We start from the raw sequence: 18,052 nt of genomic DNA, 5'->3' as shown, positions 1-18,052 counted from the left end.
GTGTCAGTCGACATTTTTTTCAACTGACGCACCGCTATCGCGAGCAGGCTCGCTCCCACAGGTTAGGATGTCGGCTGTACGTCCTCGCATGACTGACGATCGAACCTCGACGCTCAATCACTGTCCTTCGGGGACGCGATGTTTTTTGCCAAGGATCGATATGACCAGCCTCAACCCTCAAGACACCTTCGTCCCCGGACGCCTGCAACAGATGTCCACGCGCATCGCCTTTTTCATCGCCGGGCTCGGCATCGCCGCGTGGGCGCCTTTGGTGCCGTACGCCAAGGCCCGCGCCGGACTGGATGAGGGCACGTTGGGGTTGTTGCTGTTGTGCCTCGGCGTCGGTTCGATTCTGGCGATGCCGCTGGCGGGGATTCTGGCCACGCGCTTCGGCTGTCGCCGCGTCGCTACCGGCGGCACGTTGTTGATCTGCGCGGCGCTGCCGTTGCTGGCGACGGTTTCGTCGATACCGGCATTGATCGCCACGCTGTTCATGTTCGGTGCGGGCCTGGGCACGGTGGATTCGACGGTGAACCTGCAAGCGGTGATCGTCGAACGCGCCAGCGGCAAGAACATGATGTCGGGCTTTCATGGACTGTTCAGTCTGGGCGGGATTGTCGGCGCGGCGGGTGTCAGCGCCCTGCTCGGCCTTGGCTTGACGCCGCTCGCGGCCATGCTGGTGGTGGTCGTGGTGTTGATCGCGGCGCTGTTCAAGTGCGTGCCGCACATGTTGCCTTACGGCAGTGAAAGCTCGGGCCCGGCGTTCGCCATCCCCCATGGCATCGTGCTGTTTATCGGCGGAATGTGCTTTATTGTCTTTCTCACCGAAGGCGCGGCGCTGGACTGGAGTGCGGTGTTTCTGGCGCAGGAACGCGGAATCGACACGGCGTACGCGGGGATGGGTTATGCGGCGTTTGCATTGACCATGACGGCCGGGCGTTTGATGGGTGACCGGATTGTGCGGATTGTCGGTGCAACGCGGATCATTTTGTTTGGCGGTCTATTGGCAGCGGCCGGTTTGTTTCTGGCGACGTTTGCTCCGAGCTGGCAAGCGGCGCTGGTCGGTTATGCGCTGGTCGGCGCTGGCTGTTCGAACATTGTGCCGGTGCTGTACACGGCGGTGGGCAAGCAGACGGTGATGCCGGAAAGCATCGCCGTGCCGGCGATTACCACGCTCGGTTATGCAGGGATTCTGGCCGGGCCGGCGGTGATCGGCTTTGTGGCGCATGCCAGCAGTTTGAGCTTTGCCTTTGGCTTGATGGCGGTGCTGTTGGTCGCGGTGGCCATTGGCGGAAAAGTCCTTAAAGTCTAAAAGCTTCGCGAGCAGGCTCGCTCCCACAGGATTTCAGTGATCCATATGGGAGCGAGCCTGCTCGCGAAGAAGGTGAAGCGGTCTATCAGAAACCTACGCTGGCCTGCACAAAGAACGTGCGCGGCGCGCCCACATACATCCCCGAGTTGTTGTCGCTGGAGCGGGTGAAGTACTGCTTGTCGAAGACGTTCTTCACCCCGGCGCCCAGTTTCAAATTCGACACCTGCGGCCCGAAGTCATAGCCGCCGCGCACGTTCCAGGTCACGTAACCCGGAATGTCGCCGTACTGCCCGTCCGCCGTGCCGTCGGTGATGTAGTTGCCGTTGAAACTGCCATCGGCATTCACACCGGTGCCTGGCGAGCGCTGTTTCGACTGGGCGAAACCGTCGAGGTTGTAGGTCCAGCGATTAATGTCGTAACGCAAACCAACGGTCGCCACCTGCCGCGAATAGAACGGCAGATCACGGCCCTTGAAGCCCGGAATCTCCCCTTCATACGTGGCGCGGGTGTAAGTGAAACCGGCGTTGGCGGTCAAACCGTCGAGGCGTGGATCCAGCGCCGCCATGTCGTAATGCACCGAGGCTTCGATGCCCTGGTGCTTGGTCGCGCCGAGATTCGTCCAGCCAACATCGTTGCTGATGTATTGCAGCTCGTCGTCGAAGTCGATGTAGAACAGCGTCACCTCACCACCCCACACATCGTCGTTGTAGCGCGTACCGATTTCGTAGGTCTTGGCCTTTTCCGGCTCCAGACCATTGGCGGTCTGATCACCCGAGCCGCCCTGACCGAGCTGGAAATACTGCAGGCTGCCGAACGAAGTTTCGTAGTTGGCGAACAGTTTCCACGCGTCCGACAGGTGATACATCACGCTCAGCGCCGGCAACGGTTCGTTGCTTTCGATGCTGCGGTTTTTCGCCTGTACCGGTTTGCCGGCCGTGTCGAGCACGGCGCGGTCATGCCAGTCGGTGCTGATATGTTCAAAGCGAATGCCAGGGGTGATGGTCCAGTTGCCGACATCGATTTTGTTGTCGATGTAGACCGAGTTGGCCTCGGTGCCGCCCGTGCGGTCCTGGAACACATGGCCGTCGGAGGTCGGCGTGAGCACCGGCTGATTATTCACCAGCGCCACACGGCTCGACGACTCGTGCATCGCCTCTTTCAGGTAGCGATAACCGACGCTGACTTCCTGGGTGGTCGGGCCGACATCGAAAACCCGCGAGACCCTTGGCTCGATGCCCAGGGTGTAATACGAGCGCGGGTAGGAGCTGAGGGTTTTCTGGTCGCGGGCGGCGATGGTGCTGCCACGGAAACTGTCGGTGTAATAGGTCAGAATTTCTGCTTGGGTGCGTTCGTCGATCTGACGGATCCATTTGAACGACACGTCTTTGCGCCGACCGGTGAATTGGTCGTAGTCACGCACCGAGTCATACGGTTTGGCGTCGTACTGTTTTTGCGTCAGACCGCCGGGCATGTCGGCCGTGGCGTCGTAGTAGTGGAAGTTGAGGCTGAAATCGTCCTGATCGGTCGGCGCCCAGTGCGTCTTGAGCAACACGTCATCGATGTCATTGCCGTTGTTGCGTTCGCGGTAGCCGTTACCGTTGACACCGGAATACAGCAACGCCACGCCCATGCCGTTGTCGGCAGTGCCGCCGAGGAACGCGGTGTCGATGTGTTTCCAGCCACCGTACTGAGTGGTTTCCAGGGTGGTGCCGATTTCACCGGTGGCTTTTTCCGGGATCGCTCGGGTGACGAAGTTGATCACACCGCCGACGTTTTGCGGCCCGTAACGCACCGAGCCGGCGCCACGCACGACGTCGATGCTGTCGAGATTGCCCGAGGAAATCGGCGCCATCGACAGTTGCGGCTGGCCGTACGGCGCAAACGCCGCCGGTACACCATCGATCAGCACGGTAGAGCGTGGTGACAGGCGCGAAGTCAGACCGCGCACCCCCACGTTCAGAGAAATATCGCTGCCACCAGTGCCGTTGGAATCCTGCACCTGCACGCCCGGCACACGCTTGAGCACGTCACTGACGTTCATTGCGCCCTGCTCGACCATCGCTTCGCGGCGGATCACCGTACGCGCACCGGGGTGGTTTTGCACCACGGCGGCGTTGGCATCACCGAGCCAGTCACCGACCACTTTGATGTCGGTCACGCTCAGCTCCAGCGGGCCATTGCCGGCGGCGGAAGTCGCGGCGGGCGACAGCGTCACCGAACCTTCATTGATCTGATAATCCAGACCGCTGCCCTGTAGCAATTGGCGCAAGGCCTGTTCCGGGGAGATATCACCGTCGACTGCCGGCGCCTGTTTGCCGGCGACCAGGTCGGGGCTGAAAAACACTTGCAGCGATGTCTGCTGACCGAGTTCGCTGAGGGCCTGACCCAGTGGCTGTGCGCGGATATGGATCGCTTCGCCAGCGAAGGCCAGCGGCATCGCAGCGTTGACCGCCAGCGCAAGGGCCAGCGGCAACCAAGGGGATTTTTTGTTGTTGGCAGGGGTGTTTTTCACGTCGTACGTAGTCCTGTGGATCGCAAGAGTGTGCGGCTGTTAATGCAAACCAGTTGCAGTTGAACAGGAAGACGATGAACTCGAAAAAAACCTGAATTTTATTTTGCGATTATTTCCTGACTGCCATCCGCGAGGGTGCGCACGGCCACCGGCAGGATGCTCGGCAAGGCCTTGAGCAAAGCGTCGGTGTTGTCGGATTTGAACACGCTGGTCAGGCGCAGACTGGCCACGGTCGGGTTGGCCACGGTCAGCGGCTTCTCACGATAGCGCGACACTTCGGCCACCACTTCGCTGAGGCTGGCGTTGTTGAACACCAGTTTGCCGCTGCGCCACGCCGTCAGTTCCGCCGGGTTGACCGCATAGGCTGCGGCGACTTTGCCTTGCGCATCGACATAGGTGCCGAGGCCTGCGGTCAGGTTGATGAACTGATCATCCGCTGCATCACGCCCCTGTACTTTCACCGTGCCCTGCTCCACCGCCACGCGGGTTTGCGCGATATCGCGACGCACATCGAAACGCGTGCCGGTGACTGTGACCTTGCCATTGCCGGTCTCGACCACGAACGGTCGCGAGGTGTCGTGCGCGACGCTGAACATCGCCTCGCCTTCTGCCAGTTCGATGACGCGACGATCCTGTTCAAAGCGCACCTGCAAGCGGCTGCGACTGTTCAGATCAATCACCGAACCGTCCGGCAGCGCCACGTGTTTACGTTCGCCCAGCGCCGTGGCGAACTCGGCACGGTAACCGCCCGGATGATTCAAACCACTGAACAGTCCCAGCCCGAGCGCAACCGCCAGCACACTGGCGGCCACGGCATAACGCAGCATCGGACGGCGTTCGCGGCGGGTTGGTGGTGTTTCAACGAGGGCTTTGAGGCGTGGCGCCGGCAGCAGATCGGCCGCCGACCACAAGCCCTGGAGCAACTGGAATTCGTCACGGTGCTGCGGATGTTGATTCAGCCAGGCGTCGAAGCGCTGCTGCTCGTCGGCATCGATGGCCGGCTCCTGCAAACGCACAAACCAGCGAGCCGCGTCATCGCGCACCGTTGTTTGCCCGCACGCGCAATCACGCGTATCCATCATGGAATGTCCTGTTGGGCTGGGGGGGAAATGTCGCAGCGGCTCATGACTGCAACCCGTCGAGGCGATCACGCAGATGCCGCAGGGTGCGGATCATATACTTTTCGACCATGTTCTTGGACAGCCCCAGGCGTTCGGCGATTTCCGCCTGGGTCAGGCCTTCGATCTTCTGCCAGACAAAGATCTTGCGGCAATTGACCGGCAGCTCGCTGAGCGCCCGCTCGATGGAGTCGGCCAGCTGGATCGCCTGCATGTAATGCTCCGGGTCGCCGGATGACGACTCACTGTGATCAAGGGCCTGCGACTCCATGGCGCCGCGCCGATCCTCACGCCGATAACCGTCGACCGCGATATTGCGCGCGGTCTGGTGCAAATACGCCCGTGGCTGCTGCACCGCCGCCGAATCGGACTCAAGCACCCGCACAAAGGTGTCGTGCGCCAGATCCTCGGCCTGCGCGCGATTGCGCAGGCGACGAGTCCAGGTGCCGATCAACTCTTCGTAATGCTCGAAAAAGCCGGGTCTGCGGGGACGCATGGGGGTATGGGCGGCGTGCTGAGGAAAGGGGCGTGAATAGTAATGGTTACCATTAAGCCGAAGCAATGGATTCCTCGAACCGACCGTCCAGGTCGCCTCACGAGCTCAACGTTTTATTGAAATCACCCCACTCATGTAGTCATGCAAGTCACGCAGATCCTTAACGCTCCAGGCATGCGGCGGTATATTTACCCCGTTTTCCTGCAGCGTTTTTGGAATCAGGTTGCCGTTCGGTCGAAGGATGATCGACGACACAATCACGCCCGGATATTCATTCAGGCGTTTTTTGAACGCGGACGTTGTCAGGTCAGGTGTGGGCGGGTTGCTTTTATGCGCCAGCGGCCCTGTGCCTTTTATATCGGCTCCGTGGCACACAGCGCAGCGCTGCGAATAGAGGTTTTTGCCGTTGCTGTTATCCGCGAAGGACACGGATGGTTGGGCGATCAACAAAGCCGCGAGTACAGCGACGAATGCTGTTTTCATTGTTTGCCTCCATGGCATTTAAGAGGCGCAAGATAGTCGAGTTTTAACGCCCGGTGCAAAACCAAAGTGGGAGCGAGCCTGCTCGCGAAGGCGGTACATCAGTCACTTAATGCATTGACTGATCGGACGCTTTCGCGAGCAGGCTCGCGAAAGCGGTACATCATTCACCCATAACATTGACTGAGCGGGCGCTTCCAGACATCTGAACTACTAGTGTTTTTCATCGCAGGTCGTACCATTAGGATAACTCAGAAAAACTCTAATACGGGCTGACTGTTCAGGGCCTCCATTAATCGTATAGCTCGCGCGACCATTTCCATTGAGGATCGGTTTGATATGTAAGAAATAATCACCAATTAACTCCTCAAACCCTTTTACCTGATCATTTTCAGTTACAAAGTGATTGAGTGATATCTTAGTATCTGGAATAGGTTTATTACTCATATCCTCACCCTGCCAAGTCAACTTCAATACCGCTCCGACTTGCGCGTTACCCAGAGGGCCGATTTTTACTCTGATTCCGTCCATCGGCTTGGAGGTACAGTTGATGAGGGGCGGATCGAAACTGAAGTCCGCACCTGGAAAAGTAATTTCACTCATATCAATTTCCTTTAATCAGCGTAAGAGAATGTAATGAAGTGTCAGCAGTTGTGGCTAACCATCCACCAAGCTAATTAAAAAACAACGTTCTCGATTCGGTAACTGTCAGAAATAACAGGTTTACAGATCAATTCGAAATAAAAAATATAAACTGGTCACTTATTTCATTGACTGGATGGACGCTTTCGCGAGCAGGCTCGCTCCCACAGGGTTGGGTGGTGGATGCAGGTTCAAGTGCATCCACCGTTGGCCATTGGATCAGCCTTTTTCGTCGATCCCGGCTTGCAGGGTCTGGGTATCCAGATGCCCGCTGAGGGTGACCGGACCGACTTTCAGATTGCCGTTTTCCAGGGAAACCTTCGGTGCGTTTTCCTCGGCTTTATGCGGCAGATCAAGGCCCGCTTTCACACCGTAGTCACGGTTGCTCAGATCAGTGCTGCTGACCTTCGAACCCCCCAGATCGACCTTCCCTTGCGCCGCCGAAATCCGCGCGCCGCTCAGTTGTGTCGCGCCGCCAACTGCTAGGTTCACGTCTTGGCTGGCATTGATCCCGGATGCCTGCGTAACGCTGTCCTTGTGCGCGTACTCACCCTGCGCTTTCAGCGTCGGCTTGTAGTCGGTGCCGGCGAGTTTTTCCTTGTCGCTCGGTGGATTCTTCTTCGCGGTCAGGCCCAGATCAACATCGACCTTGGCGTGGTTGCTCGAGTCCTGACGGCTTTCGACGCTCAGATCACCCGCGACCTTGCCGCTGACAGTTTTCGCGTCGATCCGCGCACCCGAAAGCTGTGCATCACCGGCACTGTTCAACACCACGCTGTCAGCCTTGATCTGGCTGTTCTGCTGGGTACTGCCTTGCAGGTAATCGACACCGACTTTGGCCCCGGCATTGAAGCCGTGATCGCTGCTGGCCTTTTCATCCTCGGCAGTCGGGGTTTTGCTGCTGAGGTTGCCGCCGGCGTTCAGCGCGACATTCCAGTTATTGCGGTGGTCGGTGGACTGCGCCGACTCCTGCACAAAACCGCCCTTCTGGGCGTCGATGCTGACGTTCGGAGCGCTGACTTGCGTGCCTTGCAGATGAATCGAATCACCGCTCAGTGCGACGCCGCTCTGGCTGTTGAGCTGGCCACCGCTGAGGGTTTTCGAATCCTCGTTGACCCGACCGATATTGAAGTTGCCACTCAGATTGCCACCCTGATCACGGCTCTTCTCGCTGCTGATTTTGCTGCCGCCGCCCTTCAGGCCGCCGCCGAGATTGCTGCCGGTGGCGGTGTGAGTGTCGGTTGCGGCTTGCAGATCGAGCTTGCCGTCAGCGTGCAGATCGATGCCGCCAGCGCTGTCGATCTTCGTACCTTGCTGCACTTGATTGCCGCCGCTGCTCAACTGCACCGGACCGTTGCTGGTGATGCTCGCCACATGGGCCTGCGTGTCAGTGGTTTGCTTGCCTGTGTGATCGAGCTGGAACCCGGCGCCGACGTCGACGTTGGTGCCATCGGTACCCGGCAAGGTGCCGACCGCCAGCGAGCCATTGCCGCGCAGGCTGCTGTCATTACTGGTCTGGCGGTCGGTGGCCTGATTCAGCGCCAGATCACCGCCAGTCTTGATATTCACACCGCCCTGCCCGCCGTCGAAACGGCTGCCTGCGAACTGCGCATCGCCGCCGACTTTGATGTTCACACCCTGGCTGCCGGCGTAACCACCGACCACGGCGCTGGAACTGTCCTTGCTCGACGCACTGCTGCCACCCGCGCCGCTGCCGGCGACATTCACGTCTTCACCGGTCTTGGTGTAGACGCGCACATCGACCTTGGCATCCACCGCGTTCGCGCTGCTGTTGTGAGAGTTGCTGGCAGCATCGGCAAGCAGTTTGTCAGCGCTGATGTTCACTTGGCCGGCGCTGGCGTTGTATTGGGTGCCTTGCTCATGCAGCGTGCCGCTGGTTTTCACATCGACAGTGCCGCCATCAAAACGGCTGACCACAGCGTTGTTGTTTTGCTCGGTTTTGCTGGCGCTGCCATGACCGACTGCAACGTCGATTCCGACATTCGGCTGACCGAGATTGGCCAGCGAGTCCTTGTCCGGCACCTTGCCGTTGAGCACGTCTTTGACTGCGCCCGCGATCGGCCGGGCGATGTCCTTGTACTCGACGTTGGCGCCGATGTCCGCCGACCAATTGCTGTCGTTGTGCGTGCTGCTTTCGCTGTTGCTGGACGCGCGATTGTCGATCTCGTTGGCGGCAACATTCAGACCGTTGCCAGCCTTGAGTTGCGCACCTTCAGTGGCGAGTTTGTCGGCATTGATGGTCAGGCCACCGCTGCTCTGCACACTGGTGGTTTGTGCGGTGGTTTTGCTGGTCGAATCCTGCGCCGTGCTATGGGCGAAATCGACGCCACTGCCAGCACGGTCGAGGCCGCCGGTGTAGTAGAAACCACCGCCGGTGCTGGAGGTGTCGGTGGAGGTTTTGTGGCTGTCTGCTTCAGCCAGCAACGACACGTTTTTACCGCTCAACGTCGTGTCGCCAGCAGTGGATTTCACCTCCGCGCCTTTGAGCGTGACATCACCGCCCGCCTTCACCTGCACACTGCCGCCGCTGAGGCTAGAGCCTTGCTGAGAGACGTCGTTGCTAGTGACGGTTTGCTGTTTGTCTTGGTAGTGAATCCCGGCGCGATACTGCTCCGGCGTTTGCTCTTTGGCGTAGGCATCGAAGCCACGGGTTTGCGTGGTGTCAGTGCTGTCGTGAGTGTTCTGCGCCGAATGCACATTGACGTCGCCCGCTGCATCGGCGGTCAACGCACCATCAGCCTTTACGGTCGAGCCCGCCACAGCAATGTCCTTGGCGCTCTTGAGCTTGAGATTGCTGTCCGACACCAGTTCGCTGCGCACAGTGCTGCTGTCTTTGCTGTTCTGCCGCGACTCGTCCTTGCTGATGCCGAAGAACTTGCTGTCCTTGTCATGGTTGTTGCTGTGCGAGGTGTCTTGCACGCCGTCGATGACTAACGACCCCTTTTCGCTGATCACACTGGCGTCGGTGCCGCCACGCACTTGGCTGCCGCTGATGCGCACATCGTCAGCCTTGACGATCAGTTTGCCGCTGGCGTTGATCTTGCTGCCCTGATGCTGGGTCTTGCCCTTGTCGGCATCGCCGGTCTTGCCGAAGAAACCACCGCCAACCAAGTCACCGGAGTAACGGTTGTCGCTGCTGCGATGGGTCCGTGTGGCGGTGGTTATTTCCACCTGTTTGCCGGCCAGTTGCACGTCGCCAGCGCTGGTCAACTCGGCGCCTTCTGAGCGCAACAACGCGGCGGTTTGCAGGGCAATGTTGCCGGCCTTCAGTTGGCTGGTGACGCTGCGCTGTTCCTCGCTGCTGCTGTTCCAGTCGGCTTTCCACAGGTGCTTGCGGTGGTTGCCTTGATCGGTCTGGGTGTGGCTTTCGGTGGCGGCGGTCAGGCGCAGATCGCCGCCGCTGTGCACGTCGACATTTTTCGCCGCTTCGACCTTGGCGGCTTTCAGCTCGGTGTCTTTGCCGGACGACAGTTTGGCGTCGCGACTGGCGATAATCTGGCTGCCATGCTGCCGCGATTCGCTGTCGGTCTGGGTGCGATCGTAAGTTTCCCAGGTAATGCCGATGGTGCTGTTGTTCCAGTTTTCGCGCTTTTCCTGAAGCTTGCGGCTTTCGACCGTCGACAGGGTCAGATTGCGTTTGGCCTCAACGGTGACGTCGCGAGCGCTGACATCGGTAGCCGCCAACGTCAGATCCTTGCCGCTGTGCAAAGCGACATCGCCCTGATTGCTGCGAATACCGGCACGGGTCACGTCGAGGCTGTTGGCCACGGCTTCACCGCTGACACTGAGGTCACCGGCCGAGCGAATCTGCACGCCGTCACGTCCGGCCACTTGCACCGCGCCCACTCGCACGCCGGCACCTTCGGCGGTGCTGACAATATTGATGCGCCCGGCCTGCATCGCGCCGAACAGGCTGGCATCAATGCGTTGATCGCCGGTGTTGCCGGCAGGGTCGACGGCTTTTACCTGGCCGCTGGCGTAATCGACCTGATTGCGCCCGACCGTGAGATTCAACTGATCGCGCGCAGTGATCGCACCCTGGCTGTCGATACGCGGCGCGATCAGGTTGATCGAGCCCTCACCGTTGCGCAGGCCACCGCCCTGAATCTGCAACTGACCGCTGGCGTCACGGCTGTTCAGACTTTGCAGTTTGCCGTCATTCAATTCCGGACGACCGACCACGAGATTGGCATTTGGCGTGTTGATGAAGCTGCCGCCATTCACCGAGATGCCGTTGGGGTTGGCCAACACGTAATCGGCGGGCCGGCCGAAGATTTCCTGCGCGCCATTGATGGCGGACGGGTTGCGACTGATCACTTCGTTGAGGATCACGCTCGCGGCCTGGCCTTGCAGTTGCGGGTTGGCCGCCAGTTGTCCGGCCAGTTGCGATTGTCCGGCCTGTAAGGCGTTGTTCAGCACCAAGCCCTGACGGTCGACGTTGTAATCGAGGAACTGGTTGTGCGACAGACCCGAACCGTTGGGCGCGACGATGTTGACGATGGGCACACCGCCCTGGGTCTGCAATTGCGCGGTGCCGCCCGGTCCCGGTGCGACTACGACACCGCCGGCGAGCGCGCTCGGCAGGTGCACGGCGAAGAACAGGCTGGCAATCGCCCAGCGCAATTTGCCCCGAGGGGAAAGATGAAATGCAAAGGTGTGTGCTGGCATAAAAACGTCTCCATGTGAGTACGGCATCACGTTGCGCGTTTAGTCTTGGCCGTGGCTGACGCGCTCAGATCCGACGGCTGTTTGTTCACTGCGTTGTTCAGATTTGCAGGCCGACTCGCATCAGCCAGGTTTCAGGCTCGTGCTGCAGACCGTTCGGCGTGTTAAGCGCGCGTTGGTAATCGACATCCACTTGCAGGTTCTTCCAGCCCAGATTTACGCCGACACTGGCGCCACTCAGGCGTTGGCCCTGCGCGCCGTGATCGGCCTTGATCCAGCCGTGGTCGAGGCCCGCGCGCGGGGTAATCTGCACCGGCCATTCACTGCGCAGCGGCAAGCGCAAGGTGTTGCGCCAGATCGCGCCGCTGGCGCCGGAGGCACTGCTGACCCGATAGCCGCGCACCGCCGAATCGTCGGTGCCGAGTAGTTGTTCGATCGCCGGCAGCGGGTCCGGGCTGTACTGCAAATTGAGCTGGCTCTGCCACTGCCAGGCCTGCGCGCCAAGCTGACCATTGCGCCATTGGCTGAGGCCGGCGCGGTACTTGCGGAACTGTGCCTTGGGCAGGTTGTTGATCTGCTGTTGTGAATCGTCGTCGGCGCCAAACCAGCGCAGGCCCTGGGCGTAATTGACGTCGAGGTTCCACACTGCGCGGTCGAGCCAGAACAGATTGAGCCCGGCCTCGGCCACGGTCAGGGTCGGGCTTTGAATGCCAAGGCGAACGTCTTGCAGATAGCTGTCGACATCCTTGTGCGCCAGTTGCAGGTTGGCGCTGAGCTGACGGCTCTGGTCGCGCCACAGCACACGGTCGGCGCGCAGGCTGACTTGGTCGGTGATGCCGGTGCTGTGAAAGGTCACGCTTGGCAGTTTGAATGGCGCGCGGTATTCGGCGTGGCTGGCGAACACGCTGTAGGTCCAGTAGCCGTAGGGAATCGCGTAATACAGGCTGGCGTTGCGGCTGTAGCGATCGCCCTGATTGAGGGTGTCGCTGGCGCTGAGGCTCAACAAGTCGTTGAGCTGCAACGGGCTGTCGAGACTGAGGCTGACGGTGTCGCGGTCGCGCCCGGTGCTGGCGCTGCCCAGGTTGTCGATCCCGGCATTCAGGGCCCAGCGTGAATGCGCCGAGGTGCGCGAACGCAGGATGATCCGCGAGGCGCCGGGCTGGCTGCCGGGGGCGATATCAGCGGTGAGATCGATCGAACGCAGGCGATTCAACTGATCGAGGCCCTGCTCCAGATCGCGCAGGTTCAGGGGCTCGCCGAGCATCCCCGGAAACGCGCCGCCCAACGAAACAGGCAGGCTCTGATCGGCCAGTTCGATGGACTCGATGTAGCCTTCATCAACGCGGATATCCAGCGACTGCCCCGCTGCCGGCGCGCTGACCAAATACGGGCGGCTGGCGATGTAACCCTTGTCGACGTAGCTCGCGGTGATGGTCGCCAGCAGATGATTGATCTGGCCGACGCCCATGCATGGCGCCAGCAGCGGTTTGATCCGCGCATTGAGCTTGTCGCTGTCGATCAGCGTGACACCACCGATGCGCGTACCGCTCAATGGCCAGCAACGTTCATCGGGGGCAACGGTCTGCGGGATGGCCGGGGTGATCGACGTCGGGCCGAACGTGCCACGCTCCAATTGCCGTTTTCTCTGTTCAAGTTGCAGTTGTTGCAGATCGCGCTGTTGCTGTTGCTGCTGGCGCAGCACTTCCTGGCCCGGCGCTACAGGTTCGGCGGCTTCAATCGAGGAGGCACAGACACTCAACACAAAGGCCGACAGCAGCGGGCAAAGCGGGGAACGACGGCGAAAAACAGCGCGAAACGGAAACGGCACGCAACATCCTTGCGATCATAAAATGGCGTAATGCCATGTCATCAATGATCGTGATAGTCGGAGCCCTCCTACACAAATGCAAGACGCTTCCTACAGCGCTTACATTTCTTAAACAATTGCTTTGCCTGGCTTTATTGTCAGCAGCAAGGCCACGGCGCTGCACGCTATCAGGGTTTCCCCGAGGGCTTGAAACCAGCCGGCGAGCATCAGCCCCGCGCCGATCAGCAGGTAATACATCAAACCCAACAACGCCCCGGCGGTGCCCAATCGATCAGCGTAATCGGCCAGTGCCGAACCGAGAACATTGGGGATCGCCAAGCCAAAGGCCAACACCACCAGCAACATCGGCAGGATAAACGCGACACTGTTCTGCAGCGACCACACGCCCACACCACCGAGCAACGCGATACCACCCGCGAGGCGAATCAACTGCAATGCCTTGAACCCGGCCGTCAGTAAACGCCGGTTGAGCCATGCTCCAAAACCTGAACCCAGCGCGAGGATCACACCGCTGTAACCGAACCCGCTGGCACTGACGCCCAATCGCTGAAAAATGAACGGTGCGAGGCTGTAATAGCTGAACAGCGCCACATTGAACGAAGCGATCCACAGCGCCGAACGCCAGATACCCAGGTCACGCAACATGCGCCCGAGGGTTTCGAACAAACCGACATGGCCGGTTGGCGCTGTCCGGGTTTCCGCCAGGGTGTACCAGCTCCACAGCCACAACAGCGTTGCCAACAACAGCAACGCGCCAAGCACACCGCGGTAACCGAAAACCTGAACCAGACTGGCGCCGCTGAACAAACCAATCGCCGGGCTGGCCGCCAGCGCCATGCCCACCAACGAAAACACCTGGGCCAGTTCGGCGCCTTTGAAGCGGTCGCGCAACACGGTTTGCGTGACCACCGAGCCCACAGCAGCACCGAACGCCGCCAACATCTGCACCAGCAACAAGCCGTTGAAACTGCTGACCCGCAGGCCTAAAAGCGTGGCAATCGCATAGATGGCCAGTCCCGCGAGCATTGCCGGGCGCCGACCGATGCGATCACACAAACGCCCCCACACCACCACCCCGACAGCAAACGCGAGGAAATACACTGACAACGTCTGCGCGGCGGCTTGCGGGCCAACGTTAAACACACGCCCGATATCACCGAGCGCCGGGCTGTACAGGGTTTGTGCGATCTGCGGAAACATCAGCAACGCAATTGCCAGCAGCAAGAAATTTCTGTTGTGCATCCTTCATCACTCCTCTCATGAATCGCCGAGGAGTTTAAGAACCGATGAGTGGCGTATTATCCAAATTCTGCCAATTTATCGCTGAAATCGGACAACCCATGGCTTGGCTCGACGCCCACGCAACCTTTGACGCTGATCGCTTTCAGGCGCCGGTGATTGGAATCGCCTCGACCTTGGGCGATCACGATTCCGGCCTGCACCGTCATCAACGCGGGCAATTGCTGTACACGCGACAAGGCTGCACGCGGATTACCCTGGCGCAGCAGTTATGTCTGCTGCCGCCGTCGCGGGCGGCGTGGATTCCGCCGGGTGTCAGCCATCGTGCGGTGATGCAGCAAAGTGTCGATTACCGCTCGATCTACTTGATCCCCGAACTGTGCGCCGAGTTGCCGCAGCAGGTCTGCGTGATTGAAGTCAGCCCTTTGTTACGTGCGGTGCTGGAACCGATGGCGCTGGCCGATTTCGCCACCGATTGGCAGCAGGGCAAATTCGCCCACCTGCTCGGCCTGTGCCTGAGCGAAATCGCTGACGCGGCGCAGCAACCGATGCTGTTGCCGTTACCTCAGGACAAACGTCTCGCGCCGCTGCTGAAAACGCCCGAACGTCTGCCTCCGGAACTGCAAGTGCTGGAGCAGCAGATCGGCGCCAGCAGTCGCACCATCGGGCGAATTTTCCAGCGCGAAACCGGCATGAGTTATCAGCAATGGCGCCAGCAGTGGCGCTTGATGCGCGCGATGGAATTGCTCGCCACCGGACGCAGCCTGAGTTACTGCGCTTTCGAAACGGGTTTTGCCAGCGATAGCGCCTTTATCGCCTTCTTCAAATCCATGACCGGCCGCACACCGGGCCATTGGCTCAAGTGAGCAACTGACGATCGGCGTCAGAAATCATTTGCGACTAAATATTACCTGCGTCATATTACAGCCATAATAACGACCCGTTTACCAGGTAATCCGCCATGACCAGCATGCCCACCCTCGAACCTGTTGTGGTGAAGACCAAGCCGCCCCTGCTCAAACGCTTGTTGCTTCCCGGCGCGGGTTTGCTCGCGCTGATCTTCGCCGGTGTGTACGCCGTGCACTGGTGGGGCGCCGGGCGTTTTCTCGAAGAAACCGACGATGCCTATATTGGTGGCGATGTCACGGTGATCGGGCCGAAAGTCGCCGGTTACATTGACGAAGTGCTGGTCAGCGACAACCAGCACGTGAAGGCTGGCGACGTGCTGATTCGCCTCGACGCTCGCGACTATCGCGCCAATCTGGCCAAGGCCGAAGGCGCCGTCGCCGCCGAAGAAGCGCTGCTGGCCAACCTCGATGCCACCGAACAACTGCAACACGCGGTGATCGGCCAGGCCCGCGCCGGCATCGATGCTGCCGGTGCGGAAACCGCACGTTCACGGGATGACAACGCGCGCTACAAACGCCTGGTGACGACCAATGCCGTGTCCGTGGAAAGCGCACAACGTGCCGACGCCACCTTCAAAACTGCACAAGCCTTGAGCGCCCGCGCCCAAGCCGAACTGCTGGCCGCGCAACGCCAACTCGCGGTGATCGACACCCAGAAACAACAGGCCCGCGCCGCCCTTCAACAAGCCCGCGCCGAACGTGATCTGGCGCAACTGAACCTCGGCTACACCGAACTGCGCGCGCCGGTCGATGGGGTGATCGGCAACCGGCGCGCACGGGTTGGCGCCTACGCGCAGGCCGGTTCGCAACAGTTGTCGGTGGTGCCGGCCAGAGGCTTGTGGGTCGATGCCAATTTCAAGGAAGACCAATTGGCGCGGATGAAACCCGGGCAGCGCGTGAGTATCCGCGCCGACGTGCTCGCCGGTCAGGAATTCCACGGCCGCCTCGACAGCCTCGCCCCCGCCACTGGCTCGCAGTTCAGCGTTTTGCCGCCGGAAAACGCCACTGGCAACTTCACCAAAATCGTCCAGCGCGTACCGGTGCGCATCCTCCTCGACCCGGCCGACGGCGTGCTCGGTCACTTGCGCCCGGGGCTGTCGGTGACGGCGGAAGTCGACACCCGCGCGCAACCGGAAACCAGCGCCGTGGCCATCGCGCCATGAGCACCGCCCTCGCCGCCCCAGCGCAACCGTTCAACACGGCGGACATGGCGACCGCGACCAAAGTATTCGCCTTCGCGACCATGTGCATCGGCATGTTCATCGCGCTGCTGGATATCCAGATTGTCTCGGCGTCGCTGCGCGATATCGGCGGCGGACTGTCCGCCGGCACCGACGAAACCGCGTGGGTGCAGACCAGTTACCTGATCGCCGAAATCATCGTGATTCCATTATCGGGCTGGCTGTCACGGGTGTTCTCGACGCGCTGGTTGTTCTGCGCTTCGGCGGTCGGTTTTACCTTGGCGAGTTTGCTCTGCGGCATCGCCTGGAACATCCAGAGCATGATTGCCTTTCGCGCGCTGCAAGGTTTTCTCGGCGGCTCGATGATTCCGCTGGTGTTCACCACCGCGTTCTTTTTCTTCACTGGCAAACAACGGGTAATCGCCGCCGCGACCATCGGTGCGGTCGCGTCACTGGCACCGACATTGGGGCCGGTGATTGGCGGCTGGATTACTGATATTTCGTCGTGGCACTGGCTGTTCTATATCAACCTGGTGCCGGGGATTTTCGTTGCCGTTGCGGTGCCGATGCTGGTGAAAATCGACCAGCCGGAATTGTCGTTACTCAAAGGCGCGGACTATCTGAGCATGGTGTTTCTCGCGCTGTTTCTCGGCTGCCTGGAATACACCCTCGAAGAAGGCCCGCGCTGGAACTGGTTCAGCGACCAGACCATTCTGACCACCGCGTGGATCAGTGGCTTGGCAGGATTGGCGTTCATTGGCCGCACCTTGCACGTGGCCAATCCGATCGTCGATCTGCGTGCGTTGAAGGATCGCAATTTCGCCCTCGGCTGCTTCTTTTCGTTCGTCACCGGCATTGGCCTGTTTGCAACGATCTACCTGACGCCACTGTTCCTCGGCCGGGTGCGCGGCTACAGCGCGCTGGACATTGGTCTGGCGGTTTTCTCTACTGGCGTGTTCCAGATCATGGCGATTCCGCTGTATGCCTTTCTGGCCAATCGCATGGACCTGCGCTGGATCATGATGATCGGCCTGGGTTTATTCGCGGTGTCGATGTGGGAATTCAGCCCGATCACCCACGACTGGGGCGCCGGCGAGTTGATGCTGCCGCAAGCGTTGCGCGGGATTGCTCAGCAACTGGCAGTGCCGCCGGCGGTGACGTTGACCTTGGGAGGGTTGGCACCCGCGCGGCTCAAGCATGCGTCGGGGCTGTTCAACCTGATGCGCAATCTCGGCGGTGCGATTGGTATTGCGGCATGTGCGACGATTCTCAATGACCGCACCAACCTGCACTTCACGCGGTTGGCCGAGCATCTGAACAGCAGCAATGAAGCGATGAATCAGTGGCTGTCGCAGGTCGGCGGCAACCTCGCGAGTCTGGGCCAGAGCGGCGACGTCGGCGTCACCGCCAGCCTGCGGCAGCTGTGGCTGCTGACCTACCGCGAGGCGCAAACGCAGACCTACGGCGACACCTTTTTGATGATCGGCGTGTGCTTCATCATCGCCACGGCGATGGTGCCCTTGATGCGCAAGGTGCAACCACCGGCGGCGCCGAGCGCGGATGGGCATTGATCCAGCTTTCTGAAGTTTTCCCGGCCCCTGTAGGAGCTGCCGAAGGCTGCGATCTTTTGATCTTGTCTTTTAAAAGCAA

Annotated in this window: 12 protein-coding genes; 4 read left to right on the top strand and 8 right to left on the bottom strand. The window is 60.3% G+C overall.

What is annotated here, in order from left to right:
* Positions 1–160 precede the first annotated feature (160 nt).
* Positions 161–1,312, top strand: a complete 1,152-nt coding sequence (locus ACW9IR_RS23800; RefSeq protein ID WP_102902354.1) for an MFS transporter — start codon at positions 161–163, stop codon at positions 1,310–1,312.
* 85 nt (positions 1,313–1,397) lie between these two features.
* Here the strand turns inward: ACW9IR_RS23800 and ACW9IR_RS23795 are convergent, their stop codons facing one another.
* From ACW9IR_RS23795 to ACW9IR_RS23760, 8 genes are all read right to left on the bottom strand, one after another.
* On the bottom strand, positions 1,398–3,824 hold the full coding sequence (locus ACW9IR_RS23795; RefSeq protein WP_457465257.1) for a TonB-dependent siderophore receptor: 2,427 nt from the start codon (positions 3,822–3,824) through the stop codon (positions 1,398–1,400).
* A 98-nt stretch (positions 3,825–3,922) separates the two neighbouring features.
* Positions 3,923–4,906: a FecR family protein gene (locus tag ACW9IR_RS23790; protein ID WP_457465256.1), complete on the bottom strand. Its 984-nt coding sequence runs from the start codon at positions 4,904–4,906 to the stop codon at positions 3,923–3,925.
* Between the two features lie 40 nt (positions 4,907–4,946).
* Positions 4,947–5,438 (bottom strand): sigma-70 family RNA polymerase sigma factor, encoded by a 492-nt coding sequence (locus ACW9IR_RS23785; protein ID WP_095121112.1) that lies wholly within the window; start codon positions 5,436–5,438, stop codon positions 4,947–4,949.
* Between the two features lie 105 nt (positions 5,439–5,543).
* Complete coding sequence (locus ACW9IR_RS23780) at positions 5,544–5,921, bottom strand: c-type cytochrome (protein ID WP_457465255.1); 378 nt, start codon at positions 5,919–5,921, stop codon at positions 5,544–5,546.
* Between the two features lie 210 nt (positions 5,922–6,131).
* Positions 6,132–6,521, bottom strand: coding sequence for a hypothetical protein (locus tag ACW9IR_RS23775; protein ID WP_457465254.1), 390 nt, complete (start codon positions 6,519–6,521; stop codon positions 6,132–6,134).
* Between the two features lie 258 nt (positions 6,522–6,779).
* Positions 6,780–11,249 carry a hemagglutinin repeat-containing protein gene (locus tag ACW9IR_RS23770; protein ID WP_457465253.1) on the bottom strand — a complete coding sequence of 1,490 codons (4,470 nt, stop codon included), beginning with the start codon at positions 11,247–11,249 and terminating at the stop codon, positions 6,780–6,782.
* A gap of 97 nt (positions 11,250–11,346) precedes the next feature.
* Entirely contained in the window at positions 11,347–13,074 is a 1,728-nt protein-coding gene (locus ACW9IR_RS23765; protein WP_457465252.1) for a ShlB/FhaC/HecB family hemolysin secretion/activation protein, read from the bottom strand.
* Positions 13,075–13,182: 108 nt separating this feature from the next.
* Entirely contained in the window at positions 13,183–14,316 is a 1,134-nt protein-coding gene (locus ACW9IR_RS23760; protein WP_457465251.1) for an MFS transporter, read from the bottom strand.
* A gap of 98 nt (positions 14,317–14,414) precedes the next feature.
* Here ACW9IR_RS23760 and ACW9IR_RS23755 point away from each other — a divergent pair, with 98 nt between their 5' ends.
* The 3 genes from ACW9IR_RS23755 to ACW9IR_RS23745 all read left to right on the top strand — a co-directional run bounded on the left by ACW9IR_RS23755 (position 14,415) and on the right by ACW9IR_RS23745 (position 17,973).
* The gene (locus ACW9IR_RS23755) at positions 14,415–15,179 is read left to right on the top strand and encodes an AraC family transcriptional regulator (RefSeq protein WP_102902345.1); all 765 of its coding nucleotides are present in this window, start codon (positions 14,415–14,417) and stop codon (positions 15,177–15,179) included.
* A gap of 95 nt (positions 15,180–15,274) precedes the next feature.
* Entirely contained in the window at positions 15,275–16,384 is a 1,110-nt protein-coding gene (locus ACW9IR_RS23750) for an HlyD family secretion protein (RefSeq protein ID WP_102902344.1), read from the top strand.
* The gene (locus tag ACW9IR_RS23745; RefSeq protein WP_457465250.1) at positions 16,381–17,973 is read left to right on the top strand and encodes a DHA2 family efflux MFS transporter permease subunit; all 1,593 of its coding nucleotides are present in this window, start codon (positions 16,381–16,383) and stop codon (positions 17,971–17,973) included. The genes ACW9IR_RS23750 and ACW9IR_RS23745 overlap by 4 nt, the downstream gene beginning before the upstream one ends.
* The last annotated feature ends 79 nt before the right edge of the window (positions 17,974–18,052 follow it).

This window comes from Pseudomonas sp. SDT291_1_S447 (assembly GCF_054070155.1).
Note: the sequence above shows the minus strand (reverse complement) of the source record. Positions and strands in the feature narration are given on the sequence as shown.